Below are 26,974 nucleotides of genomic sequence, written 5' to 3'. Positions count from 1 at the left end.
CCAAAAAGGACGGGCGGGACGCCCATCCCACAATAACAATTAAAATTGTAAGTTATTTAATTCGCGATCCTTAGCAATTACTAATTACCAATTAACAAATCGGCCGCTGTCCGGGTTTGACGGCGTGAATGTACTCACTGCCCGAGGTTGGCCATCCCCGCTTATAATAAGCTTCCTCCGGCTTCCCCCAGCCCAACTGCAACAAAATTTCTAGAAAATCCAACTTTTCCCACTTGGAGAGATTGGCCCATTCTGTGCGCTGGGCTATAGCTTCTACATCAACCGGCTCGATTGATCGAAAATCCTTCCCACTGTTAATGCTTAAATACAAATCCATCCCGGCAGTTACCTGCTGCCAGAATTCCAACATAGCAATCTTAGCTGCCTTCAACGTAATCAAATCAACCGGTAGAGCTATTAATTCGTCATCCACTGCCGGATAGCGTAGAGTATTGCCTTTAACCGCCATTTCCCGCCAGACAATCCCAGAAACTTGATGTTCCCGCTGGTATTCGTGCACAGCCGCCTTAAAATTTTGATAAGCAGTGAACTTCTGAACACCCTCAGACTTGAGAAAGCGGTCAATCACGGGGTTGCCTGTAGCAGGAGTTTCAGTCAAGTTGAGACGCCGCCCATACAAGCAGGCTTGGCGCTCTTCTTCGAGGATTTTAATGAGTTCCGCCGTGCTGTAGACCTTGGACATCTTTATTGAGGCAAAATCAAGATATTGGCTGATATTCGGCTGGTTTTCTCGACTAATCTTCGGTAAAGATAGTTTGGCTGTTCTGGGCAATATTCAGTTTTGCCGTTATTCTAACTTTTCTTGCTGCTTAATTGTAGTTTGATAGTTTACAGGAGTCGATCCGCGAAATCCCGACAGCCTCTTAAAAAAAGCAGTTAAGAGGGTACTGAATCACGAACTAGACTGGGAACTGCACCGCCGACGTACCTCGCGGGATTTTTCGCCAAAAACAAAGCCCCCTCCAAGGAGGGGGCAAAACTGATGCCAGAGGTTTGGGAGTTTTATTTGATGGGTCGATCTAACAACCCGAAAAAAAAGCAGCATTCGCACCTGCCGTCAACTACCAAAACTCAAATTTTCAGTCTCAAAGTTTAGTAGCGTCCGCGTGCAGGGCGATCGTTGTCGCCCCAGCCGCCGCCGCCCGAGGGGCGTCTGTTGTTGTTGTTTTCGCGAGGTTTGGCTTTGTTGACTTTCAAGTCGCGGCCCATCCACTCAGCACCGTCTAAAGCTGCGATGGCTGCTGCTTCTTCTGCCTCGCTTGCCATTTCCACAAAAGCAAAACCCCGCATCCTGCCTGTTTCCCGGTCCACTGGCACTTGGACGCGGCTTACAGTACCGTACTCGGCAAATACTTCGTTGAGGTCGTCTGATGTTACCTCATATGAAAGATTACCCACGTAAATCGACATAAAATCTCCAGAATCATTAGGGTGCAGAGACTTAGATTCGGAGAGACGCTTGTAAATAAACACCAACAAACTACGCAACCGAATTTAATTCTTGGAAAACCACTATAACATGAAGCCAGCAGAATCAGCAATTGGCTGGCATAATTTTCAATTTTGGGTGCCGTCGGGCAATCGCCAACAGAAAGTATTCGTGATAACTGACATCTTACACTCTTGGCGTCCTCCGCTTGGTTTCTTGCTGCGCGATCGACCTGATATCTGAGATTTTTAGTCCCTGTTACCAGGTTGATTGGGTCTGATTGAGAACAGCGCCTGAGATTCAGTTATAACTGACAAAGTTCATCGACTACTTTAGACATTGACTTGAATATTCGGTTAGTGAAAAAACCTGACGGTCAATTGAGTACAGTTAGACCGCAGGCTTCTTTTTCCTTTGTTTCAAAGGCTTTTTATAGTGAGGTAGTTCCACCCCCACTTGCTAATATACTATCAGATTATTTCCAGATTATCAAGGGATATAGCGCTACTTTCTGGGCAGTGCGATCGTCTTAAGCGCCGATCGACGTGCGGTGACTTGTACTGTCTTATTTTTGAGTGAGGTACGACGCTAATTCTGGAATTTCACCGGCGCGCTGCCACTCGGCTTCCCCGCGCCGCACTTTGGTTCGGGCTGTGATTTCCTGAACTTCCCATAATTGCAATTTGGTATAGGGCCCTTTGGCTTCACCGCTGCGAAAGACGTACCATTGAGCAACTTCAGGAGTTGGCTGGGTCGATCGTCTTACTGACTTCATCCGATTCATTCCAGTTGTGGCTTTGAGCTGATTTAGCTCTTGTTCTACCGGATTGGGAGGCGCTGAATTAGAATTGGGCGATCGCTTTTTCTTAGCTGAATTCTGACTTTTCTTAGCCTCCGGCTTACCTCTAGCAATTTCAACTTCGCGAGGCCACCCCCAGAAATGCCACACCGCCACCCACACTAGCGCCACAGCAGATCCTAAAATATCTTCTTGTATTTCTGACCATTCTGAAGACTTTCCAAACAGCAGAAAACCGATCGCACCGAGTACGATCGCTATGAGGTTTAAGTAAATTAGGTTGGTAGTGTCGTTAGCTGCTAAGTGCCAACTGGTTGTGTGCCGAACAAAAGATTGGCTGGTTGCTGTTTTGTTGTGTTTCCAGGCTTTTCGGGCTTGAAGGCGACTGTAACCAGGAGAGTCAGCGGGCCACCAAGTCGCGGCCCAATTAACTAGATGCGCTGACCAATACTGCAAAGCTGCATATCCCACTATCCCGCTTAGCAGTACGCAAATAACTAACAGAAAGGTTGTCAGTGGCAGTAGCTGTATTGGCACGATTTCGGCCGTCGCAACAGTTAGCAGAAAAAACGGAGTACCAGTTAATGCTGGAACTAACAAAAGTTCAAGTATCTTTAGAAGGTATGCATAGAAAATCCATAAGAATGTAAGAAGATTTTTAAGCAGCTTTGCAAAGCGGAAGTGATAGAGGTAAGCAGATGCGATCGCAGTTCCTAGAATTAAAGCAACGAGCGCGCCCGAAAAGCTTCTTAGCGGCAGCATAAAAAGGGCGGTCGGCGGAATTCCCATCACGATTGCTGCTGGCAGTGTGAGAAATGCTATAACGCCTTCCCTCCAGTGGTGCCAAGCTGATACAGTCGGCGGTTGCTGATTGTGTCGGCGAATTTCCACCCACTCTGCAAGCTTGGTTAACCCCCAGTGATAGAAAGCAAATAACCAGATTTGGCAAAACCAAGCAAGTACGATCGGGGATTCCCAGTCAGAGTTCCTGATGGTGTACCAGTACGTCCTGCTAAATCCGTAGGAATAGTAGTAAGCGTTGGGCCACAGTAAAGAAACAATCAGCCAAAAGCTAATGCTTAAGGCAAACCCTCTGGCGCACGATCTAGGATCGGGGAGGAATTTCGGCCAATTATTCATGGTTGGGATAATTTGACGGGATATCAATATTGTCCCATTGCGCCGATCGTTCTGGGCTGTGCGATCTTAAGCGCCGATCGCTTGAGACCGATCGCCCGATCTGGGACTATTTAAATTAAGTTGCTGCAATTTACCAACTTTAGAATAAAGATAACTGTGCTTCTCTGAGTTCCTTGTCCATCAAAAAATCATCTATTCTACTAGCGAAAATCTGACAGTAATCAGCCCTAATTTCAAATCCAATAACTTGTCGCTGCAAACCCAGAGCCAGAATTGCTGTAGTCTCGGAACCCATAAACGGAGCTAAAACAATTTCGTTTAAATTCGATGCCGACTTGATGATGCGATCGACAACAGCAACAGGAAATTGAGCGGGGTGAGGCGTGCGTTCTTTTGAAGCTCGGTTTTTCCCCGACGTAACTTTTGGGAACTGCCAAACATCCGTCGGATTTTTGCCTTTTAAGTTTACTTTAATCTTGCCGTTCTTTTTCTGATTCGGATATTTCACATTTGGGTCGCGCACTTCATCCAAATTAAATGTATACTTGTCTTGATTTTTCACATACCAGAGAAACTTTTCATTGCGGGGTGAAAAGAACTTGCTGCCGGCAACTCCTGCGCCGTAGTTCCAGACAACTTCTTGAATCAGATAAATTAGGCAATTATGAGCTTGGAAGTACGGTTTACCTAAAATATTCGCGATCTCAGTCAAGCTCATGAAATATTGGGGAGAGATTTTGTTGACAAGATGCAATAATTATAGTAAGTGACTGGAAAAATATTGTCAAACTCATCTGGATTGGCCGATCGCCCTGCCGGATACAAAAGGTTACAATCACAAATAGATTCTATTTCCATAACATTACTGTTTATAGATTGAACTGCTCAGTGACAAATAACAACACCTCAACTCAATCCTTTCAATTTGACTCAATTGACAGCGCCCTCGTAGACCTCAAAGCAGGCCACATGGTGGTAGTAGTCGATGACGAAAATCGCGAAAACGAAGGCGATGTGATATGTGCCGCCCAATTCGCCACCCCCGACAACATCAATTTTATGGCCGTGAACGCGCGGGGTTTGATTTGTCTGGCATTGAGTGGCGAAAGGCTCGATCGCCTGGAACTGCCCCTCATGGTCAGCAAAAACACTGACAACAACCAAACTGCCTTCACCGTCAGCATCGATGCAGTCAACGGCGTCAGTACCGGTATCTCCGCCGAAGACCGGGCACGCACCATCCAAGTCGCCATCCACCCGGACACCAAACCTCAAGACTTGCGCCGTCCCGGTCACATTTTCCCCCTGCGGGCGATCGACGGTGGCGTCCTCAAACGCGCCGGTCACACCGAGGCCTCGGTTGACCTCGCCAGACTCGCTGGCTTGTATCCCAGCGGCGTCATCTGCGAAATTCAAAACCCCGACGGTTCGATGGCGAGATTGCCCGAATTAATCGAGTACGCCAAAACCCACAACCTTAAAATAATCAGTATTGCTGACTTAATTAGCTACCGACTCAAGCACGATCGATTCGTCCGCCGCGAAACCGTCGCCAAATTGCCAACTCAATTCGGCGAGTTTATGATTTACGCCTACCGCGACACCCAAGACAATTCAGAACACGTTGCTATTGTCAAGGGCGACCCGGCAGAATTTAAAGACAAACCCGTGATGGTGCGGGTGCATTCCGAATGCCTGACCGGCGATGCTTTGGGTTCCCTGCGCTGCGACTGCCGGATGCAACTGCAAGCGGCACTGAAAATGATCGAAAATGTCGGTTCTGGCGTCATAGTTTACTTGCGCCAAGAAGGTCGGGGTATTGGATTGGTAAATAAACTAAAAGCTTACTCGCTGCAAGATTTGGGATTCGATACTGTAGAAGCCAACGAACGGTTGGGATTTCCCGCCGACTTGCGGAACTACGGCGTCGGAGCACAAATGCTCAACGATTTGGGAGTTAAAAAAATTCGGTTGATTACCAACAACCCGCGCAAAATTGCCGGTTTGAAAGGTTACGGCATTGAAGTAGCCGATCGCGTCCCCTTACTAATTGAAGCCACAGATTACAACTCGATCTATCTGGCAACAAAAGCCGAAAAACTCGGTCATATGCTACTGCAAACTTATTTAGTAACAGTGGCGATTCAGTGGAACGAAAAAGCAGAAGGAAAAGAGGAAGATTCTGCCATTCAAAATCGGTACGAACACCTCGAAAAACTGCGGCATTTGGCGGCTAACCAGCACTTGCTGCTGCAAGAAGAAGCGCGGCCGGTGGGCATAGCCCTGTTCGGAGAAGGCTCCCTCATCGTTCACCTCGGCTTCGATCAAGCCGGACTCGCAGCCCCCGACTGGTACTTGGATGTAAACCATCCTTACGTCAAGGCGATCGGCAAAATTCTGGGCGAAATCAGCACTGAGCCGAATTTGCAAACATTAGAATTCATGGTTTCCTCCGGTGCAGATCCGCTCAAAACCCTGCAAGTCCAGCTCGATCGCGAGACATTCCTTTTGTCGGAATTAACCGGAATTTGCGATCGGCTCGAACCTCAAAAAATCTACAGTTTTGCTCCTCTTCCCTGAAGGCAGAAGGTAGAAGCCAACCCCCCCTACCCCAGCAGGGGGGAAGGCAGAAGCCAAGAAAAACTGTCAATTTCAGAACAATACTTGTTGATATCAGCATCTTCCTTTCGTCAGAAAGCAGCCACCAATAACAACAGTGAATAACAATGTTGATTGCCGTCTAATATTATGTCCGGTCGATTACCAGAAATCAGGTAGGGGCGGGTTCGCCAACAATATCTGCCAATAATTGACCATCTCAAAAACCCGCCCGGCCGAGATATTATGGTGAATGTTGATTGCCGTCTAATATTATGTCCGGTCGATTACCAGAAATCAGGTAGGGGCGGGTTCGCCAACAATATCTGCCAATAATTGACCATCTCAAAAACCCGCCCGGTCGAGATATTATGGTCAATCCATCGGACATGATATAACAAGTCGATGTAGCGACACTTGATAGAGAACCGTCGATGCACATTTATATTCTTAAGCAGTATTAATAGTCATTAAATCATTCAAGAGGCTTTTTAATTAATGTTAATTTTTTTAGACATTGATGGTGTACTTATTCCTGACAGAAGACATGGAAGATATAGCTCTCTAGCAGATATAATGAAATTTAATTCCGATTGCCTTAATCACTTTGAAAATGTCCTCCGTTCCTATCCTAATGCGCGAGTAGTAATTTCATCCTCTTGGAAAGAAATATTCCCCTTCGAGGTAATCCCTCCATTGTTTTCACCAGATATCGCTAGCCGTATTATCGGATTCACCCCTTTCCTCAATCCCAAAAATATTCACCGACACAAATATCTACGACACCAGGAAGTTCTTGAGTATCTTCGACAAAATCAAGCAGAAAACTCACCTTGGGTAGCCATTGACGATATTCCAGAACACTATCCGCCAGATGCGCCTGTTGTGGCTATTGATGATTACAATGGTTTTGACCAGAACTCAGCAAAGGTACTTTCAGAATATCTAACTTGATTTCAAAGGTTAGGAAAAAAGTATCGGCATAGAGAGGGTGAATTTGACATGGAAATGAACGTTGGTGACTTTCTGCACCGACTCGATCTCAGGGGACAAGCACTTAAAGGCACCAACCTTGGCGGTGCGGAACTCCGGGGAGCCAACCTCCGAGGCACGGATCTCCGAGAAACCAACCTCAGCGACGCTATGCTCAGGTATGCAGACCTGATTGAAGCCGATCTCACAGGCGCTAATCTCAGCGGGGCGGATTTATCTGAATCATTTCTTAATTTAGCTAACCTCACTAGAGCTGATTTGACTGGTGCTGTCCTCCGAGAAGCTAATCTCGTAGGAGCCGAATTCACGGGCGCCAACCTCAAACAAGCAAGTTTGATCAAGGCTAATTTAGTAGGAGCAAATCTCCACGAAGCCAACTTAACCAGAGCCAACCTTAGCGGTGCCGATTTGCGCGGTTCTCAGTTGAGCGGCGCTATTTTAGACAAGGCCGTATACAACAACCGGACTATCTTTCCCGAAGATATTGATCCGGGTGCAATGGGAGCATTTTTGCTAGCTCCCAATGCTTCTCTCCCTGGCTTAAATCTGGCTATGGTAGATTTGACCGAAGCGGATTTAAAAGGAGCCGATTTGCGGCGGACAAACTTATACAAAGCTATTTTATTTGGCGCAAAACTCGATCGGGCAAACTTAGCAGGAGCCAACCTCAGCGGAGCGGACTTGAGGGAAGCTAGTTTGAGCGGCACGATTTTGGAGAAAGCTGTTTACAGCAACCAGACTTTGTTTTCAGAAGGTATCGACCCCAGTCTGGGCGGAGCTTATTTAATTGCTCCCAATGTATCGCTGCAAGGGGTAAATTTAACCGGAGCCGACTTAAACGGGTCAGATTTAAGCGGAGCTAATTTGAGCGCTTCTAACTTAACTTCGGTCAATCTCAAAAATGTAGACCTCAGCAGAGCTAGCTTAAAAAAAGCTTACCTCAAAGGTGCAAACTTGGAGGGAACTGATTTAAGAGGAGCCGATTTAAGCGGCGCAATTTTACACCAAGTAAACTTGAGTTCTGCTGACCTCCGGGGTGTAGACTTAACAAGGGCTGACCTCAGTGGCGCTAATTTAAGGGATGCCGATTTGAGGGAGACAGATTTCACCGGAGCTACTTTGCTGTTCGCGAACTTGAGCGGGGCCGACTTGAGATGTGTAGACTTGACAAAAGCTGACCTCAGCGGCGCTAAGTTAAACGAAGCTGATCTCCGAAAAGCAGATTTGATGAGAGTAAATTTGGAGGGAGCAGATTTAACTGAGGCCGATTTGAGCGATGCTCATTTATTCCGAGTTAATCTCAGAGGTGCTAACCTGAAAGGTACTAACCTCAAAGGCGCAAGTTTAAAAGGGGTATTTTTGACTGACGCTTATTTGAGCGAAACGGATTTGACCGATATATATCTGAGTCCGAGTTTTTTTGAATTGCCGCTAGAATCGGAATGGTAATTAGTTGACTGTTAACACTCGAAAATCGCCCAGCGAAAATTACTCGATTATTAACAATCTAAAATCTAAAATCTAAAATCTAAAATGGATCGACCGTTAGGCTCTGTTATTCAAGGTTCCCTGAGCAAGGGATTAGAAGTGCGACTGCACGCCGATGTTTCGGTGGAAGATATGAGGGTGGGGAAATTTTTAGTAGTGCGGGGGGTGCGATCGCACTTTTTCTGTATGCTCACCGACGTGTCTCTCGGAACTTCTAGCGCCCGCATTTTATCGAATCCTCCCAATCCCGACGACGATTTTCTGCTCGCAGTGCTAGCCGGTAGCAGCACCTACGGTACGATCGAACTGTCGCCGATGTTGATGTTGACTGCTGAACGAGAAAAACAGCAGGCAATTTTCGACCCGACGAAAAACGGCCCAGTTCGCGAGAACAAGTTGGCGTTAGGAAATTTGGCTTCTTTTGAGTCACAAAGCGGTGCGGATATTGAGTTGCTACCTGTCAAAACTATTCCCAGCCACTTTTCCCAGGTGTTTGATGCCAAAGAAACTGATTTTCGGGCGGTTTTTGGCTGGGAAGATGACCCGTATCGCCGCAATTTTGCGATCGGCAAACCGATTGACATGGACGTTGCTGTGTGCTTGGATTTAGACCGATTTGTGGAACGCAGCAACGGAGTTTTTGGCAAGTCGGGAACGGGAAAATCTTTTCTGACGCGCTTGCTCTTGTCGGGAATTATTCGCAAGCAAGCTGCTGTTAATTTAATTTTTGATATGCACTCGGAGTACGGGTGGGAAGCTGTTTCGGAAGGGAAACAGTTCAGCACTGTTAAAGGTTTGCGGCAGTTATTTCCCGATAAAATGCAGATTTATACCCTCGATCCAGAATCGACAAAACGCCGGGGAGTCCGCGACGCTCAAGAGTTGTTTTTGAGTTTCGATCAAATTGAAGTGGAAGATATCTCCCTCGTACAGAGAGAGTTGAATTTGTCGGAAGCTAGTATCGAAAATGCGATCATTTTGCGAAACGAGTTGGGTAGCGGTTGGATCAACAAGTTGCTGGAAATGAGCAATGAAGATATTTCAAGGTTTTGCGAAGAAAAGCGGGGAAATAAGTCTTCGATTATGGCTTTGCAGCGGAAATTAGAGCGTTTAAACGATTTGAAATACATTCGGAAACGCTGTCCCAAAAATTATGTAACTGAAGTTTTGCAGTGTTTAGATGGTGGGAAGAATGTAGTAATTGAGTTCGGTTCGCACTCGGATTTGCTGTCCTATATGTTAGCGGCAAATGTGATTACTCGCCGCATTCACGAAGCTTACGTGAAGAAAGCAGAAAAGTTTTTGCAGAGCAAAAATCCGTGCGATCGCCCGCAGCCATTGGTGATTACCATTGAAGAAGCTCACCGCTTTCTCGATCCGGCGATCGTGCGATCGACCATTTTCGGTACAATTGCCAGAGAAATGCGAAAATACTTCGTAACTCTGCTGATTGTAGACCAGCGCCCGTCAGGAATCGACGCGGAAGTCATGTCGCAAGTCGGAACACGCATCACAGCCTTGCTAAACGATGATAAAGACATTGATGCTATTTTTACCGGTGTTTCGGGAGGGCAGAGTTTGCGTTCAGTTTTGGCAAAACTCGACTCCAAACAGCAAGCATTAGTTTTGGGCCACGCCGTACCGATGCCCGTAGTCGTGCAAACTCGTCCTTACGACGAGCAATTCTACAGAGAAATTGGGGATATTGACTGGCAAGAAATGCCCGATGAACAAGTATTTGCCGAGGCAGAATCTGCTAAAATGGATTTAGGATTTTAGATTGACAACTGCTAGATTCCTTACAGAACTTAGGCAAAGGTTACTGTAAATTAGTCTTTGCGAACAATTGGCGATCGCTGGCAATGACAGAAATATCTGATTTTTGCCTCAGTTATAAACGAAAAAGTGCGATCGAACGTCCAAAAAATTAGGCCCCAGCTTTGAGTCAGAAGCTCTTCCCCTTTCACCCCCTTACCCCTCATCCCTAACGGCCCAAAATTTGCTTAAGCTTAAACATGATGGAGATGATGGAGCCTCGCAGCACAATGAAAGTCAAACAGGGCAACAGCCAGCCTTTATACACCTTGTCGTTACTCGTAGCAGAATTTGCTTAGCATATTTAAATCAAAATGTCAATAAATATTTTAAACAGTTACTGGCATCTAATACGGCGATCGAGTTCGGTTATCTCGCATCCCACCATCTAGGCAGCGAGAAAATTTCAAGCGATGATGGAACAGAGAGCAAAACAAAGCCCTCGAATAGCATGAGTCTGTTTGCATGAGTATTGTTAAGTTGAGTTGCAGTTAAAACTAACAGGGAATTCAAAACCTTAAGGAAAAATGTAGAATCTTGACCTTAAGACAGAGGTTTTTACTCTTTACGATCCTCAAAATTGGGAATAATATTGAGAAAACTAAACTCTTGCTCCACTTCGCCTTGAACTAGCCGTTAAAGCTAGCGAACTACCGAAAATCGACGGCGATTACTGGAAATCAAGCACAAAAGCAATCCCAAACAAAAAGCTTCTACCGATCGTCACCGATAAACAAGAGGGGAAACATCCCCTTTGTCGCAGTCTTTATCCCACTTGCAAAAGTGGGACAGGGTATCACCAACTTTTTATCTGTTGTTACAAGGAGTGCAATACTCACCCATGTCCACCACAACCCCCAAAAACAAAACAGTGAAAGCCGATCGCATGGGCAGCCGGCCATACTCCTCAACGGATACGGTTCGTACCTATCTGCACGAGATCGGTCGCGTACCCCTGCTAACCCGAGAAGAAGAAATTGTTTTCGGGAAGCAGGTGCAGCAAATGATGAAATTAATCGAAGCAAAACAAGCACTTGCTAAAGAATGGCAGCGGGATCTGACGGATCAAGAGTGGGCTGCCGAAATGGAGTTGACCGAACCTGAACTTAGCCGCATCTTACACATAGGGCGGCGGGCCAAGCAAAAGATGATTGAAGCGAATTTGCGGCTAGTAGTGGCGATCGCCAAAAAATACCAGAAACGCAATATGGAATTCTTGGATTTAATTCAAGAAGGCACCCTTGGTTTAGAACGAGGAGTTGAAAAATTTGACCCGATGCGGGGATACAAATTTTCTACCTATGCCTACTGGTGGATTCGGCAAGCAATTACCCGCGCGATCGCCCAACACGCCCGCACAATTCGATTGCCAATTCACATCACCGAAAAACTCAACAAAATCAAAAAAGTGCAGCGGGAACTTACCCAGCAGTTGGGCCGGTCTCCCTCCCCTGCCGAAATTGCCGCAGCCTTGGAACTGCACCCTTCCCAAATTCGGGAATACCTGCTGATGGCAAGACATCCAGTTTCTTTGGACTTGCGGGTAGGAGACAACCAAGATACCGAACTGCAAGAACTCTTAGAAGACGAAACGGCATCTCCAGACAACTACATTACCTCGGAATTGCTGCGGCAAGACCTCGATACTTTGATATCAGAACTGACCCCCCAGCAGCGAGATGTGATAATTCTGCGCTTCGGTTTGGAAGACGGCACAGAAATGTCTCTGGCGAAAGTCGGAGAACGGTTAAATCTCAGCCGGGAACGGGTGCGGCAGCTAGAACATCAAGCCCTTGCCCACCTGCGGCGCCGCCAATCTCAAGTCCGAGAATACTTGGCTAGTTAGTCACTAAAAAAGTTGAGATTTCCCAAAATCTCAACTTTTTTTTTTCGTGTTGGCATTGCTGGGAAGGATACTTTTATAGCAGTTAAAAAAAGAATGCAACGGTAGGCCCGTGCTTCAAACCATTATGGAATAGGTCACGCCAAATTATTCAATTCTTTAATCTAAAATTTAAAATCAAAAATGGTATTATTTGAGGGGTCGATCGCCCGATCGGGGCGGACGGAAAATTGATCAAAACTAATCTTAGATTTAAGTTCAGGAACCGGGCGGGCGATCGTTCATTCAAGTTAATAGCCAACATTAAGCCAAGTACCCGGTTTCTCTACAATCTTGGTGAAACTGGTACAAGAGGCGCTTGGAACCAGTTATTTTAAATTTTGGGGTCTGGAGTGGTTTTGACTTATTTGATATTGACAGGAAGTTTAGAAGCGATCGCGATCGTGCTTGCTCTCTCGCCCGGTAACTTGAGCATCGCATTACCCGCAGGCCGGGCACACAACTCGGAAATCAAATCCGGCGTTTTTAGCTCGCAATCTCCGCCAAATCCTGAGCCAGATACAGCTAGCACAGGTTTAGCAGATGGCATTTACCTCTACGGCCAGTCGAGCCAGCCAGAGGAAATTAAACAAGAATATTTTGTATTTGAAATGCGACAGAGTAAGGTAGTCGGCGCTTTTTACCTACCTCGGTCTGCTTTTTACTGTTTTTACGGCACGGGCGATCGAACTCAGTTAAATTTAACAGTCGTGGACACTTACGACGGCAGTCGCTCTCCCTACTCCGTAAACCTGGAACAGTATTACCCAATTTCTACCATCAGCGAGAACGATCATCGCATCTTGGGTCTTTGCACGGAAGCTCACAAAGAGCAGGTGTGGGAAAAGTAGGAAACACGCGCTGCGCCACCAGTCAATCGATTTTAGATTTTAGATTTTAGATTTTAGATTTTAGATTTTAGATTTTAGAATTGAAGAAAGCAACCTCACTGATAAATCGGGCGCCCCCGAACCAAATTGCTTTCGGTCAGGGTTCAGGAAACAGTAGTAAAATTGCTCTTGATTTGAGATTTGAGATTTGAGATTTGAGATTTGAAGAAAGCAACCCCACTGATACATCGGGGGCCCCCGGACCAAATTGCTTTCGGTCAGGCTTCAGGAAACAGTAGTAAAATTGCTCCTGAGTTGAGAATTTCGGACGGACACCACACACATGGCAAAATGAAACTGCGTCGGAAAACACTATCGATAATTGGCATTACCATCGCTGGATTGACTGGCATTCTGTATGTCGCCTCCTCAAGCATCCTCTTGGGCAGCCTGATCAAAGCAGAGGAACAAGAAGCCACACAGGTTGTCAAGGGAGTGCTCAGCGTGTTCGGGCAAACTGCCGACGACTTCAACTCGCGCTTTGCCGACTGGTCTGCGTGGGACGACACCTACGATTTTATCCAAAACCGCAACTCAGAATTCATTGACTCCAATTTAATTCCAGAAGGGCTGGCTAATATAAGAGTTAATATAGCCGTATTTGTCAATACTTCTGGCAAAATAGTTTACGGTACAGGTTTAGACAGCGAAAAGCTGAAATTAACTCCTGTTCCAGAAGCATTAAAACAGCGCATTTCTCTGAGCGACCCGCTGTTGCAACACCCGAACGCCAAAAGCAGCCTCGCTGGTATCTTGCTGCTACCATCAGGGCCGATACTGATTACTTCCCGGCCTATTCTGACGACTAAAAGCACCGGCCCGATCCGAGGTACCCTGATATTTGGGCGCAATTTGGATGCTGCAGGCATTGCGAAGCTTTCTAAAATTACTCGCTTGCCGCTGATCGTACACAGCGTGAATGAGGCTCGCTTGCCTGCAGACTTTCAGCAAATGCGGGAGAAACTGTCGGAAAAAAAACCGATTTTGGTGCGTCCTTTAAGCGAAGAGTCGATCGCGGGTTACGCTCTGATCCGCGATATTTACAACCAACCTGCGCTGCTATTGCGGGTGGATATCCCCAGAGAAATATATCGGCAAGGTCAAATTAGTTTGCTGTACCTGCTGGGGTCTGTAGCGTTAGCGGGAGTTGGGTTGGTCGGCTGCACTCTGCTACTGCTAGAGCGTCTGGTGCTGTCTCGGTTGAGCGGTTTGGCGAAAGCAGTGAAGCGCGTCAGTAGCAGCCAAGACCTCTCGGTGCGACTACCGGTGACGGGCGAAGATGAGTTGTCCGACCTTGCCCATGCTATCAACGGAATGTTGAGTGCGATCGCCCAAGCCGAAAGCGAACAACTTGAGGAAAAAGCCCGCTACCGAGCCGTAGTCGAGCAAGCTACAGATTGTATTTTCCTGTGGGACGCTCAAACCAAACGCCTTTTGGAAGCCAATACAGCGTTTAGAGACCTGCTAGATTACAATCTTGATGCGATTTCGCAACTAACTATTTACGATATCATCGCTTACTCTAAAGACCTAATTGACAACAATATCGAGTTACTGCTGACGGACAAACAATTCAGAATTGGCGAAGTTCTCTACCGCCGCCGAGACGGTTCCTGCGTGGATGTAGAAGTGAGCGGGAGCGTGATTTCCTACGGCGGCCGCGAGATTATTTGCACGGTTGTCCGGGACATTACCGAGCGCAAGCAAGCAGAAGCCGAACTGCGAGCCTCGGAAGAACGCTACAGACTTTTGTTTAAAAATAACCCCCATCCGATGTGGGTTTACGATTTAGAAACTCTAGAATTTATAGCCGTCAATCAGTCTGCTATCCAACACTACGGTTACACTCGCGACGAATTTCTCAAGATGACCGTTGCGGACATTCGTCCCCCCCAAGAGCTGCCGAAATTGCTAGAAAATATATCCCAAGTAGATGCCGGTATTGAGTTTGCAGGTGTGTGGCAGCACCAGAAAAAAGACGGAACAATTATTGATGTAGAAATTACTTCTTATGCTCTGGTATTTGATAGCAGAAATGCTGAATTAGTGCTGGCTCACGATGTGACCGACCGCTTGCAAGCCGAGGCCGAACTCTACAAGGCAAAGGAAGCCGCAGAAGCAGCTAGTTTGGCTAAAAGTCAGTTTTTGGCTAACATGAGCCACGAACTGCGAACTCCTCTGAATGCGATTATCGGTTACAGCGAGATTCTGCAAGAAGAGGCTTTAGATTTGGGCGAAGAAAATTTTGTGTCTGATTTAGAGAGAATTCACAATTCAGGCCAGCTTTTACTAACCTTAATTAATGATATTCTGGACTTGTCGAAGATTGAAGCTGGTCACGCGGAACTTGAATTAGAAATTTTTGACGTGTCTGAGGCAGTTCAAGATGTAGCCAAAACTGTTGAACCGCTATTTTTGCGAAACAGTAATCGCCTGAATGTGGAGTGTCCTAATAATATTGGCGAATTGTATTCCGATCAAATTAAGTTTACTCAAATTTTGTTTAATTTGCTCAGCAATGCAGCTAAGTTTACTCATAAAGGAACAGTTACACTCAGCGTTGAAAGAATTAAAAATGACGAGAAGAGTTGGGGTTCTGAACGGTTTATTTTTAAGTGTACTGATACGGGGATTGGGATAACTCCTGAACAGCTAGAAAAGTTATTTCAACCTTTTACGCAAGCGGATGCTTCGACTACCCGCAAGTACGGAGGAACGGGTTTGGGTTTGGCAATAGCGCAGAAATACTCTCAGATGCTGGGGGGAGAAATTACTGTGACTAGCGAGTTTGGCAAGGGGTCAACTTTTACTCTGATGTTGCCAGCATAGCTCGATTTTAGATTTTAGATTTTAGATTTTAGATTGGGTAAAAAGTGCTGAATAGAAACAACATAAATACGGTTTGTAGTCAGGGCTTCAGTCCACTCCCAATCAGCTTTTAGCTAATTAGGACTAAACTTTTGAAGACCAACAACATTAATACTCAATACCTGCTTGAGCTTTAATCCCTTGTTCTCGGAATGGATGCTTAACTAAAGTCATTTCTGTCACCAAGTCGGCCCGTTCGATTAGCGCGGGCGGGGCGCCTCGGCCTGTTAAAATAATGTGGGTTTCTTCTGGTTTTTGGTCTAAGCCGGAAAGCACTTGCTCGACTTGCAAATAACCTAGTTTTAATGCTATATTGACTTCATCTAGAAGAACTAATTTAAATTCGGGATTGCAGATAAAAGTTAGGGATTTTTCCCAGGCTTTTTGAGCTGTTTCGATATCTCGATCGCGGTCTTGCGTGTCCCAGGTAAAGCCTTCTCCCATTGCGTGAAATTCTAGCTGTTTTTCCCAGAGTTGAAAAACGGCTTTTTCTGCGGGTTCCCAAGCTCCCTTGATAAATTGTACTATAGCGACGCGGTAGCCGTGACCGAGCGATCGCACAACCATTCCCAAAGCGGCCGTGGTTTTGCCTTTACCGTTACCCGTATTGACTATAATTAAACCTTTTTCTTTGGAAGAGTTAGCGATTCGCTGTGATTGCACTTCTTGGCGGCGCTGCATTTTCTGTTTGTGTTGTTGGGCTGTTAAGCCAGTGGTTGCAGTAGTTTCTGTATTGGTTTCCATTAGATTTTTTTTAACCGCAGATGAACGCAAATAAACGCTGATAGATGCAAGATGTCAAGTTATTGCCACAGTGTTTTCAAGTTTAGCACGAAACCGGGCAAAACATCTTCTCCTGAAAGTTCTGTTGGACATTCCAAAACTTCTATTTCTTGTCCTTGGCGATAGATTTCGACTCGCCGGGTTTTGCGGTTGATTAACCAGCCTAATTTTACTTGGTTATTCATGTATTCTTGCATTTTGTCTTGAGTATCTTTGAGGCTGTCTGTCGGCGACATTAACTCTAAGACAAAATCCGGGGCAATGGGAGGAAATTTTTGTTTTTGTTCGGGGGTGAGTGCATCCCATCTTGATTTTTCAATCCAAGAGACATCGGGAGAACGGTTGGCACCGCTTGGCAGTTTGAAGCAAGTTGAAGAATCGAAACAAATTCCCAGTTTAGTTTGTCGGTTCCAAATTCCAAAATCAGTAGCTATTTCAAAATTGTAATTTCCGGTTTCTCCTCCTGTGGGTGGCATGACGATTATTTCTCCTTTGGCGTTGCGTTCAAATTTGACATCTGGGTTTTCGCGGCACAGTTGATAAAATTGGTCGTCGGTTATTTTGGCGATCGAGTTGAAGTTGATTGTAACTGCTATCATGGTATTTTATCAGGATGCGTTGGGACTTTTAAGATTATGTATATGAAGGCGGCTCAAGGCCGAGCGATGCAGATGCTGTAAATATTATTAAGGGTTAAGAGGATTTAATGGATATCTTTTTATGCACTTTTGCTCATTATATCACATCCTTATAACTAGCTATTAATAGTTTTATCAAACGCTTTTTGGAGGAAACACTTACAGACATACCAATAATAAAATGCAATGTTGATTTCGCTAAACAGTTTAGGTAGTCCCTCTAGTAAACTGGAGAATATTTTGTTTTTTATATGCAGGGCATCGACGCCGATCGCAAAAAACAACAAGCCTACACCCGCTAACAATATTTGGTAGGGAGTTAACTGTAGTTCTCGCCGAAAAAACCATCCGTAGGAGGACAAAACAACGGCGTACAAAAGACTTACTCCTAGCTTAGGAATTCCCCCTGCTACCATATATATATGAATTCTGTAAATTTCATTTAGTAAAAATCCACCTGTTAACAAAGCCGAAAACAGAATAAATCGATTTTCTGAAGTGCGCGGTTGAATACTTTGAGCTAATTTATAGGTAAAACTACAAACAATGACGGGTACAGAACATAAAATCTGGAAAGTCCGAGTTAACAAGGCGACATTGGGATGGGAATAAGAATAAGGCGGAAAGAATAAATCGCTGACTTTTAACCCTGAAAGTTGAGTGAAAAATATCAAGATAGCCACCACAAATAAGGATAAACAATTGAGCCTAACAACCAAACGAGAAATAGTCATAAGCAATTAACACCAAAAATTAGGTTGACTGCCCAAATCAAAAAAAATTATATCACCAATATCTCTGGATATTTTGCTAAACTTAATCATGAGTGTTATCAAAACAAGGAGACAGTCATGCTGTCAGTGAAAGAAGCAGAATCGATCGTTCTAAATTTGGCGCAACCCCTCGACAGTCAGCGGGATGTAGAAACTGTAGACTTGCTGGCAGCATCGGGGCGCATTTTGGCTGCGGCAGTCACTGGTTCCCTTGATTTTCCTTATTGGGATAATTCAGCAATGGATGGGTACGCGGTGCGGTTTGCGGATGTGGAAAACTGTAGCGCCGAAAAACCAGTGGTACTCGAAGTAGTTGAAGAGATTCCAGCCGGATATCAGCCTCAAAATACCGTTAAATCGGGGCAAGCGGCGCGAATTTTTACGGGTGGCGTGATGCCTGCGGGTGCTGATACGGTGGTAATGCAGGAAGAAACGAGGCGTGAGGGCGATCGTATTTTTATCTTAGTTTCTCCTGAAAAACCGCAAGCATTTGTCAGACACAAAGGCGCTTTTTATCAAGCAGGAACAACTTTGCTAACTCCCGGTACAGTTATCAACGCCCCAGAAATGGCAGTGTTAGCAACTGCCCAGTGCATTCAAGTTCCCGTTTATCGGAGGCTGCGGGTGGCAATTTTTTCTACTGGTGACGAATTGGTATCGCCAGACGAACCTTTGGCACCGGGGAAACTGGTAGACTCGAATCAGTATGCTTTGACAGTTTTGTTGGCCCAAATGGGATTTGAACCGATTCGATTGGGGATTGTTCCTGATAATGAAGAGGCGTTAAATAAGGCGATCTCCGGGGCTGTGGCAACAGCGGATGTGGTGCTTTCTACGGGGGGCGTGTCGGTAGGAGACTACGATTATATTGAGAAAATTTTGGGGGATTTGGGAGGAAAAGTTCACATTAGTTCGGTGGCGATTAAGCCGGGAAAACCTTTAACGGTTGCTGGGTTTAAACGAGGTGAAAAAAATTCGGATTGTCTCTATTTTGGTTTGCCGGGAAATCCGGTTTCGGCTTTAGTCTGCTGTTGGCGGTTTGTTGTGCCTGCTTTGAGAAAAATTTCTGGGCTAGGCGCGGATGCTTGGGGGCCGGAGTTTGTCAAAGCTAGGTGTAATGCTGAATTGCGATCGCCTGGCCGACGCGAAACTTATGTTTGGGGTAAACTACATTTAGTTGCGGGAGTGTGGGAATTTGAACCTGCTAGCGGCAGCCAAAATTCAGCGAATTTAATTAATCTCGCCAATACAAGTGGTTTAGCAGTTTTGCCGCCAGCGGAAACCGGGATTTTACCGGGCGAATTCGTGGAGGTTTTAAAAGTTAGTCATTAGTCAGTTGACAGTAGTCAGTTGGCAGTAGTTAGTTGGCAGTCAACAGTCAACAGTCAGCCGGAAAAATTACCAATTGCCAATTAATTATGAAAATTTTAATTGTTGAAGATGACCCGATGATGCAACTGGGATTAGAGCAAGTTTTAGCCGATTCCCCAGAAATAGAAATAGTAGGACAAGCAGAAGACGGCTATTTAGGCGTAGCAGCAGCACTGAAACTTAAACCTGATATCATTGTAATGGATATCGGTTTGCCACGGCTCGACGGCATAGCAGCGACGCAGCAAATTAAAGCACAACTCCCAGAAGTTCGAGTAGTAATGTTAACTTCTCACACGGCAGAAACTGAAATTATTGCTGCCCTTTCTAGTGGGGCTGATGCTTATTGTATTAAAGGTGCTTCTGTAGACAGGCTGTTAGCAGCGATTGCAGCCGCCGCAGAGGGGGCTACATATCTTGACCCTCAAATTGCCCGGACTGTCATCGAACACCTGAAACCCCCCATACCTGCCTCTACAACTACTTTTGGTCAGTTGTCGCAGCGGGAATTGGAGGTGTTAAAATTAATGGTGGAAGGTAACAGCAATCCTGAGATAGCAGCGGCGCTTTACTTGAGCCCAAATACTATTAAAACTCACGTTCGCGGTATTATGAATAAGTTGGCAGTGGATGACCGCGTGCAAGCCGCAGTTGTAGCACTGAGAACTGGATTGGTGTAAAGAAGTCAGTAGTCATTAGTCATTAGTCATTAGTCAGTAGTTATTTGTTGTTTGTTACCAAGGCTTTTCTGCTACCAATGCCCCATGCCCAATTCCCAATTGCCAATTCCCAATTCCCAATTCCCAATTCCCAAAAAGTTTATGTCTGAATGGATAGAAATCGGTAAAATTGTAGCAGCTCAAGGTTTGGACGGGGAAGTGCGAGTCTATCCCGATTCTGATTTCCCGGAAAGGTTTATCGAACCGGGGAAGCGGTGGATTTTGCGCCCTAACAAAAGTGAACCCGAACCGATCGAGTTTTTGGGCGGTCGCTACATTCCCGGCAAAGGGCTGTATGCTGTAGAGGTAGAGGGTGTGGAAGACCGCGATAGTGCTGAGGCGCTGCGGGGCTGTAAGTTGTTTGTTGAAAAGACCGATCGACCTTACCTCGAATCTGATGAGTTTTACGTCCAAGATTTGATCGGTATGGAAGTTTTTAACCAGTTAACCGGGGAAATCCTAGGCAAGGTAAGTGATATTATTCCCGCAGGTAACGACCTTTTAGAAGTAGAAACGAATCTAACTGCGCCGGAAACAGTCCCAGCAGAATTAGAAAAGCCAAAACAGCCTGAAACTCCCCAAGCAAACGCTGACCCCAGAAATACCCGGAAACCACGGAAAATTCGTGTTAAAGAGCCTAAATCCACAAAAATATTGATTCCTTTTGTGGAAGAGATTGTGCCAATTGTTGACTTAGAACAAGGCAGAATTGAAATTGTGCCTCCTCCTGGTTTGTTGGAATAATATCATGTCCGGTCGAGGGGCAGGAGATGATATTAGTTATTAACAATTCCCCATCCCCAATCCCCAATTCCCAATTCCCAATATTAATCATTTCCTCTATTTGTGTACCGCACTATCAAGTAACTGATGGAAAGCGCGAAAATTGCAGTCGCCAAACCAATCAAGTCGGCTGCGGTTTTTTTTTCCAGGTCAAGAATGATGATTTTTCGAGATACTGCTATCAAAGAAGTTACAATAACCAGCTCAACTTGAATTACGTGCTTTTTCAGATAAGCTGTAATATTTTCCAATATTTCCAATGCAATTAAAACATTTAAAAATAACCCAAATATCACAAACAACGTGTCTTTTAAAAAATTATCAGTGTGGTTTGCCAATTCTTGTGCTAAAAAAATCACCAAATCGGCAACGCTGACGATAATTACCAAAATCATCGCCAGTGATAAAACTTTCGATATTATTACTTCTACACTTTCTGTAAAATGCAGAAAATTTTCATCATTGCTTAACTTCGCAATTTGCCTAAATATTTTTTTTAGCATACCAGTGATTTAGTCATCATTCTTGATGATTTTGTCATTTTTCGGTACGCTTTGCAAGCGCAAAACTCTCTGATTGCCTGGTTTCACGGCGGCAATCCGGGCACTGGGGAAGGCGACTCTCTCTGCCTGTTATATTTTATAGTTTTTCGTGTCAGCTAGGAATCGATCGCACGCGATGAACTCCTGCTTAATAAATTTTTGCCATAAAAAAACCTCAAACTATTGTCTAGCAATATTTTGAGGCTTTTAAGGCGCGGTGCTAATACTGAACTAACTATCTATTCTCAACAGAGAATGATGGTTGACTCCCAGCTTGCTCCGACGCAATATAGAAGATAGCTAAAAATTTAGCTCGGGTGGTTTAGTAGCGACGAGAATTGCCACCGCGATCGTTGTTACCCCAGTTACCGCCGCCACTAGGACGTTCTTCACGGGGTTTTGCTTTGTTGACTTTGAGGTCGCGACCCATCCACTCAGCACCGTCAAGAGCCTCAATGGCTGCGGCTTCTTCGGCTTCAGTAGACATTTCTACAAAAGCGAAGCCCCGCATCCGACCTGTTTCCCGGTCAGCAGGCAACTGAACGCGCTTTACTGTACCGTACTCTCCAAAAGTTTGGTTGAGGTGCTCCTGCGTTACTTCGTAGGATAAATTGCCGACATAGATTGACATTGAACATTCTCCAGAATCAGAGGGTGTAGAGATTTAAATCCGGAGGAACGCCGATCGAACGAACTGTACTGCCGAAAATAAAGCCTTGTAAAAAAATCATAGCACCTATAGGTGCAAACTGCAATTGTCTGACTCGATTAATTAAAAAGAAGGCAGAAGGCTTTCGCCAGAAGACATTCTCCCGAAGGAAAAACGCCCAATCAAGAAGGAAAAACTCAGAATAAATAAATTTAATTTTCCTTGTTCCCTAGCTCTGCCGGGGAAACGCAGCTTTTAGGCTGCGTAATGGCATAACGATTTTAGGTTTTAGGTTTGAGATTTGGGATTTGAGATTTATGTGTAGGGTGCGTCCGGGCTCAAAATTGCTCGATCGAGAGAGGTTGTTACCCCAAAAACGGATACAATGCCCCGACAGGAGCCGTGGAGAGATCAAAATTTTCGACTCTTGTTCAAACTCCCAGATTCATCTGTGGAGTAAATCTCAAATAGTTCCACGCTCGCGCTCGCCGAAAGTCAACCCGGTTCCTCCCCATGTCGATCGCCCGCTGGTTCCCGCTCGTTCGGCGGTGATGTGTAGCATCCCGTCGTTCGAGGGCAGCTCAAGAAGTGACGGCGAGGGTGGATTTTTGCCAATTAAATTCCTCAACTTCTGCGACAGTTTCTGCCCCAACCAGCACCAACTGCACCGCACAAGCTTTTAACTCAGGCTGTTTGGAATCTGGACAGCTTGCAGCATGAGTCATGGCATTGGCTTCAGCGCCTTCGGCCCACAGAGAACCCCAGTGCATCGGTACAAATAGCGTACCTGGGGCGATCGCCTTTGTGACTTTTGCCGGAAACTGCGCCTTGCCGCGGCGCGATCGAACTTCCAGCAAATCCCCCTCCTTAATCTGCAATTTGGCAGCATCACGGGGGTGAATTTCCAAAAACGGATCGGGGTGCAATTGATTAATTTTCTCTGTTCTACCCGTCCGCGTCATAGTGTGCCAGTGTCCGTAAAGTCTCCCTGTCGTCAACACAAACGGATAATTAGGATCGGGAGGTTCTGCCAGTCCCCGCGAGTGATAGGCCGAAAATCTTGCCCGCGCGTCAGGAGTGTGAAAACGCCTGTCAGTATACAGCCGTTTCGCTTCGTTCGCTGGATGCACAGGCTCGTTTTCCCGGCAAGGCCACTGCTGCGGCCCTTCTTGGCGGATGTATTCGTGGCTCAGGCCGGTCATGTCGCAAGGCTGGCCCCGCGTCAACTGCACGTACTCATTAAAAACCTCCGCACTGTTCTCGAAAGCAAAGTGTTGGGCAAAACCCAACCGCCGTCCCACCTCGGCGAAAATGCTCCAGTCGTCGCGGGCTTCCCCGGAGGGAGTGTCGAAACCGGGACAAAAGGTAACGCGGCGTTCGGAATTGGTCATTACTCCGGTTTTTTCGCTCCACTGCGTTGCCGGCAGCAGGATGTGAGCGTAGGCGGAGGTTTCAGTGGGATAGTAAGCTTCTTGATAAATAGTAAAGGGCGATCGCAGCAAAGCGGCTTTAGTACGTTCCAAATCCGGCATACTCACCACCGGATTAGTAGCTGCAATCCATAGCAACTCAACTTCGCCAGTTTCCAAACCGGTGATCATATCCCAAGCTGTGCGGCCTGGATTCGGGGAAATACTTCCCGGTGCGATTCCCCAAAACTCCTCGACTTGGGTTCTGTGTTCAGCATTTTTCACAAAACGGTAGCCTGGGAGCAAGTGAGACAGTCCTCCGGCTTCCCGCCCTCCCATCGCGTTTGGCTGGCCGGTGAGGGAAAACGGGCCGCATCCCGGTTTGCCGATTTGACCAGTCATCAAGTGCAAATTAATCAGCGATCGCACCTTTGCCGTGCCTTCCGACGACTGGTTAATTCCCATCGACCACAGAGACAAAACGCGCTGCGACTGTTCCCAGTAGTTTGCCGCCGTTTCTAACTCGCCCACAGTAATGCCGCAGCGCGAGGCTACAAAATCCGGCGTGTAGCTGCTAATAACCTCAGCAAAAGCTGAAAAATTCGCCGTGCATTCTTCAATAAACTCAGAATCTATTGCTTGCCTGCGTAACAGCAAATATGCAATTCCGTTAAGCAAATCTATATCCGTACCCGGTTTAATTGCTAAGTGCAAATCCGCCGCTTCCGCAGTCGGAGTCCGCCTTGGATCTACCACAATCATTTTGACATGGGGATGCTTTTTGTGGTATTTTGCTAATCGATTGAATACGATGGGATGGCATTCCGCTGTATTGCTACCAATAATAAAAGCGCAATCTGTTAATTCTAAATCGTCGTAACAGCAAGGCGGCCCATCCGAGCCAAAGCTTTGAACGTATCCAGAGACTGCTGAAGACATACACAAGCGAGAATTAGCATCAAAATTATTAGTACCCAGACAACCTTTCAGTAGTTTCTGGGCAATATAATAATCTTCTGTTGCGAATTGACCCGAACCATAAACGCACAAAGCATCGGGGCCACTGGTGCTGCGAATTGTTTGGATGCGGTTAACAATTGCATCGAGAGCTTCGTCCCAGCTAGCGCGGCGGAACGGTTCGTCGAGAGTATCTCGCATCATCGGATACAGTAGCCGATCGCTCCGAATGGACTCTGCTACGGTTGCTCCCTTAATACAAACCATGCCCTGACTCGATGGGTGATTGCGATCGCCCCGCACTTTCCAACTTTGTTTTTTGTCGGGAACAACTTCTAGACCGCAACCTACACCGCAGTATGGGCAAAGAGTTTTTATAGTTTCCATCTGGTGATTTTAGATGCTAATTTTTGAAAGCTAATGGGTAATTGGTAATTCGTCATTATAGTCGGAACAGAGGGCTCCTGCAAATAATGTTTTAATCATTACTAACTTACCGCAAAAATGCTTCACAGCAACGGACAATACCCTGAATTAAAATTAACCGCTATCTTACTAAAACTCGCGAGCCATCGGGTTTGTAGTCAGTGGATATTCGCTCCTAAATACCTCTCAAACAGAGGTACTCTTGCCCTAAATCTTGTCACCCCACCTAGGGGGAGCTAGGAGAATTTTTTGCATGACTCAAACAGCGCGCCTGTACTACTTTTGGCCTGGTAGTTGATAGCAATCTGAGATTTAGTGCGGGAGTATTATGTCGCCTACTTCTCTGTTTTAACTTCTAATACGCCGCCGTTGCTGGGGCTAAAAGTTACTTGGAATTCAGCAGTTTTTTCAGCAGCGCCTGCTGTGGCACCGGCAGGAGTTTGCAAAACCGGCAGAGGAGTTTCTTTGACGAAATCTTTAGCTGCTTTATTTGTGGGATCGAACTGTAGGATATCGCCGTTTTGTTTTACTTTGACCCGATAAGTCAAGCTTTCGGTAAATGTCGGAGTTGTTCTCCATTGTTGGTCGATTTGTGCATACAACTTCTGTCCGATCGCATCGAGTTCGGCTTGGTCAGAAATCTGTGATGTGGCAGCAGCAGCAATGGGTGCAGGACTTGCAGCAGCAATGGGTGCAGGACTAGGATTCGGTGCGATCGAACTTGCTGCGATTGGCGGGCTGGGGGGAGAACTCACAATCGCCCCGGCAGTCGGCGCCGGAGGTGCAGTTTCTGCTAGTTTCGCTTGCTTTAGCTGGCTGGAAACAACCGACATATTGACCGCAGCTAAAGTAAACATTGCGACGAACCACGAGGCTGCCAGGATGCCACGTTTGATCGACGAGGCTTCTGGGGGTTCGGCAGCGTGAGACACAAAAGGTGCAGGTGCAAGAGGCCTATCAGCAACCGCAGGCTTTTTGCTAGCAGGTAATGGCATCGGTAGCGCGACGGCTTCTGTCTCCGAGTCCGTTTCTTCACCTTCTTCGTGGTGGGCGTAGCGAGAAAACAGGAACTCCAAAGCAAAGTTACGCAGTTCGTAGTATTTCGGGTCTTCCATAATCCGCGCCCGGTTGCGGGGACGGCTGAACGGAATGTGCATATCTTCGCCGATGGAAGCTGCTGGCCCGTTGGTCATCATCACGATGCGATCGGCCAAAAACAAAGCCTCATCAATATCGTGAGTAATCATAATGACGGTAATTTTTTCCTGCCGCCAAATTTTCAGCAATTCTTCCTGCAACTCTTCCCTGGTAATCGGGTCCAGAGCTCCGAAAGGTTCGTCCAAAATCAACAGTTTGGGACGAGTTGCCAGGGCTCTGGCGATCGCCACCCGCTGTTTCATCCCCCCGGACAATTGGCCCGGTCTTTTGTGACAAGCTTCGGTCAGCCCCACTAATTCCAAGTGTTCCTTGACGATCGTATTGTGTTCGTCTGCGGACTTTTCCGGGTAAACATTTTCAACGCCGAGGTGAATATTTTCTGTAGCAGTCAGCCATGGTAGTAGCGAGTAGTTTTGAAACACCACCATGCGATCGGGGCCTGGTTCAGTAATCTGCGAACCTTCCAGGGCTACTTCTCCGTTTGTCGGCCCGTTGAATCCCGCGATCATATTCAGCAAAGTTGATTTGCCGCAGCCAGAGTGACCAATCAAACAAATAAATTCGCCTTCATTAATAGTCAGGTTTACACCGTCGAGAACCACGTAAGGGCCTTTAGGAGTTTCGTAGACTTTCGATACGTCTTTAATAGTCAGAAAGTCTTGCTTGGGCGTCTCTATTTTCGTTTTTTGGGGGGTTTTGATAGTTTGCATATTTTCAGGATTTGGATTTTGGGTTGATGAATTAGACATGACAAATTTCGATTGAGAATTTGAAATTAGGGAGTTAGGAAGCGGAAAATGTGGAGTCTTGTTTCCTGATTTCTGGCTCCTCATTCCCTCTTCC

22 protein-coding genes are annotated in these 26,974 nt (G+C 46.1%); 11 read left to right on the top strand and 11 right to left on the bottom strand.

Going from position 1 to position 26,974, the window contains the following annotated elements; all coding sequences use genetic code 11:
• Nucleotides 1–91 precede the first annotated feature (91 nt).
• The gene (locus tag QUB26_RS14665) at nt 92–703 is read right to left on the bottom strand and encodes a hypothetical protein (RefSeq protein ID WP_333232612.1); all 612 of its coding nucleotides are present in this window, start codon (nt 701–703) and stop codon (nt 92–94) included.
• Between the two features lie 410 nt (nt 704–1,113).
• Complete coding sequence (locus QUB26_RS14660) at nt 1,114–1,431, bottom strand: RNA-binding protein (protein WP_333208470.1); 318 nt, start codon at nt 1,429–1,431, stop codon at nt 1,114–1,116.
• A 109-nt stretch (nt 1,432–1,540) separates the two neighbouring features.
• Between QUB26_RS14660 and QUB26_RS14655 the strand changes: the two genes are divergently transcribed.
• Nucleotides 1,541–1,693 carry a hypothetical protein gene (locus tag QUB26_RS14655; protein WP_333239321.1) on the top strand — a complete coding sequence of 51 codons (153 nt, stop codon included), beginning with the start codon at nt 1,541–1,543 and terminating at the stop codon, nt 1,691–1,693.
• A 322-nt stretch (nt 1,694–2,015) separates the two neighbouring features.
• Here the strand turns inward: QUB26_RS14655 and QUB26_RS14650 are convergent, their stop codons facing one another.
• A complete protein-coding gene (locus QUB26_RS14650; RefSeq protein WP_333318574.1) occupies nt 2,016–3,389 on the bottom strand; it encodes a DUF4339 domain-containing protein in 1,374 nt (457 codons plus the stop codon).
• Nucleotides 3,390–3,528: 139 nt separating this feature from the next.
• Nucleotides 3,529–4,107 carry a site-specific DNA-methyltransferase gene (locus QUB26_RS14645; RefSeq protein ID WP_333239317.1) on the bottom strand — a complete coding sequence of 193 codons (579 nt, stop codon included), beginning with the start codon at nt 4,105–4,107 and terminating at the stop codon, nt 3,529–3,531.
• Nucleotides 4,108–4,277: 170 nt separating this feature from the next.
• Between QUB26_RS14645 and ribBA the strand changes: the two genes are divergently transcribed.
• From ribBA to QUB26_RS14610, 7 genes are all read left to right on the top strand, one after another.
• Nucleotides 4,278–5,969, top strand: coding sequence for a bifunctional 3,4-dihydroxy-2-butanone-4-phosphate synthase/GTP cyclohydrolase II (ribBA, locus tag QUB26_RS14640; RefSeq protein WP_333239315.1), 1,692 nt, complete (start codon nt 4,278–4,280; stop codon nt 5,967–5,969).
• A 516-nt stretch (nt 5,970–6,485) separates the two neighbouring features.
• Nucleotides 6,486–6,941 carry an HAD domain-containing protein gene (locus tag QUB26_RS14635; RefSeq protein WP_333239313.1) on the top strand — a complete coding sequence of 152 codons (456 nt, stop codon included), beginning with the start codon at nt 6,486–6,488 and terminating at the stop codon, nt 6,939–6,941.
• Nucleotides 6,942–6,989: 48 nt separating this feature from the next.
• Nucleotides 6,990–8,429: a pentapeptide repeat-containing protein gene (locus tag QUB26_RS14630; protein ID WP_333239311.1), complete on the top strand. Its 1,440-nt coding sequence runs from the start codon at nt 6,990–6,992 to the stop codon at nt 8,427–8,429.
• Nucleotides 8,430–8,513: 84 nt separating this feature from the next.
• Entirely contained in the window at nt 8,514–10,247 is a 1,734-nt protein-coding gene (locus tag QUB26_RS14625; protein WP_333239309.1) for an ATP-binding protein, read from the top strand.
• A gap of 877 nt (nt 10,248–11,124) precedes the next feature.
• Entirely contained in the window at nt 11,125–12,129 is a 1,005-nt protein-coding gene (locus tag QUB26_RS14620; RefSeq protein ID WP_333239307.1) for an RNA polymerase sigma factor, RpoD/SigA family, read from the top strand.
• 389 nt (nt 12,130–12,518) lie between these two features.
• Nucleotides 12,519–13,016, top strand: coding sequence for a hypothetical protein (locus QUB26_RS14615; protein WP_333318572.1), 498 nt, complete (start codon nt 12,519–12,521; stop codon nt 13,014–13,016).
• Nucleotides 13,017–13,346: 330 nt separating this feature from the next.
• Nucleotides 13,347–15,884, top strand: a complete 2,538-nt coding sequence (locus tag QUB26_RS14610; protein ID WP_333318570.1) for a CHASE4 domain-containing protein — start codon at nt 13,347–13,349, stop codon at nt 15,882–15,884.
• A gap of 147 nt (nt 15,885–16,031) precedes the next feature.
• Here QUB26_RS14610 and cobO read toward each other — a convergent pair whose 3' ends face one another.
• The 3 genes from cobO to QUB26_RS14595 form a co-directional block, all read right to left on the bottom strand.
• Nucleotides 16,032–16,667: a cob(I)yrinic acid a,c-diamide adenosyltransferase gene (gene cobO / locus QUB26_RS14605; protein WP_333103560.1), complete on the bottom strand. Its 636-nt coding sequence runs from the start codon at nt 16,665–16,667 to the stop codon at nt 16,032–16,034.
• A gap of 59 nt (nt 16,668–16,726) precedes the next feature.
• Entirely contained in the window at nt 16,727–17,305 is a 579-nt protein-coding gene (locus QUB26_RS14600) for a Uma2 family endonuclease (RefSeq protein WP_333239299.1), read from the bottom strand.
• A 155-nt stretch (nt 17,306–17,460) separates the two neighbouring features.
• Nucleotides 17,461–18,078: a hypothetical protein gene (locus QUB26_RS14595; protein WP_333239298.1), complete on the bottom strand. Its 618-nt coding sequence runs from the start codon at nt 18,076–18,078 to the stop codon at nt 17,461–17,463.
• Between the two features lie 117 nt (nt 18,079–18,195).
• Here QUB26_RS14595 and QUB26_RS14590 point away from each other — a divergent pair, with 117 nt between their 5' ends.
• The 3 genes from QUB26_RS14590 (at nt 18,196) to rimM (ending at nt 20,951) form a co-directional block, all read left to right on the top strand.
• A complete protein-coding gene (locus QUB26_RS14590; RefSeq protein ID WP_333318568.1) occupies nt 18,196–19,449 on the top strand; it encodes a molybdenum cofactor synthesis domain-containing protein in 1,254 nt (417 codons plus the stop codon).
• Between the two features lie 86 nt (nt 19,450–19,535).
• Nucleotides 19,536–20,168 carry a response regulator gene (locus QUB26_RS14585; protein ID WP_015179099.1) on the top strand — a complete coding sequence of 211 codons (633 nt, stop codon included), beginning with the start codon at nt 19,536–19,538 and terminating at the stop codon, nt 20,166–20,168.
• Nucleotides 20,169–20,309: 141 nt separating this feature from the next.
• Nucleotides 20,310–20,951 (top strand): ribosome maturation factor RimM, encoded by a 642-nt coding sequence (rimM, locus tag QUB26_RS14580; RefSeq protein ID WP_333239325.1) that lies wholly within the window; start codon nt 20,310–20,312, stop codon nt 20,949–20,951.
• Nucleotides 20,952–21,034: 83 nt separating this feature from the next.
• Here the strand turns inward: rimM and QUB26_RS14575 are convergent, their stop codons facing one another.
• The 4 genes from QUB26_RS14575 to QUB26_RS14560 form a co-directional block, all read right to left on the bottom strand.
• Nucleotides 21,035–21,493, bottom strand: a complete 459-nt coding sequence (locus QUB26_RS14575; protein WP_333239294.1) for a phosphate-starvation-inducible PsiE family protein — start codon at nt 21,491–21,493, stop codon at nt 21,035–21,037.
• A gap of 361 nt (nt 21,494–21,854) precedes the next feature.
• Entirely contained in the window at nt 21,855–22,163 is a 309-nt protein-coding gene (locus QUB26_RS14570; protein WP_015179102.1) for an RNA recognition motif domain-containing protein, read from the bottom strand.
• Between the two features lie 599 nt (nt 22,164–22,762).
• Entirely contained in the window at nt 22,763–24,934 is a 2,172-nt protein-coding gene (locus tag QUB26_RS14565) for a nitrate reductase (protein WP_333239292.1), read from the bottom strand.
• 374 nt (nt 24,935–25,308) lie between these two features.
• On the bottom strand, nt 25,309–26,880 hold the full coding sequence (locus tag QUB26_RS14560) for a nitrate ABC transporter ATP-binding protein (protein WP_333239289.1): 1,572 nt from the start codon (nt 26,878–26,880) through the stop codon (nt 25,309–25,311).
• Nucleotides 26,881–26,974: the final 94 nt, after the last annotated feature.

The organism is Microcoleus sp. B4-C1 (assembly GCF_036705285.1).
GTDB lineage: Bacteria > Cyanobacteriota > Cyanobacteriia > Cyanobacteriales > Microcoleaceae > Microcoleus.
Note: the sequence above shows the minus strand (reverse complement) of the source record. Positions and strands in the feature narration are given on the sequence as shown.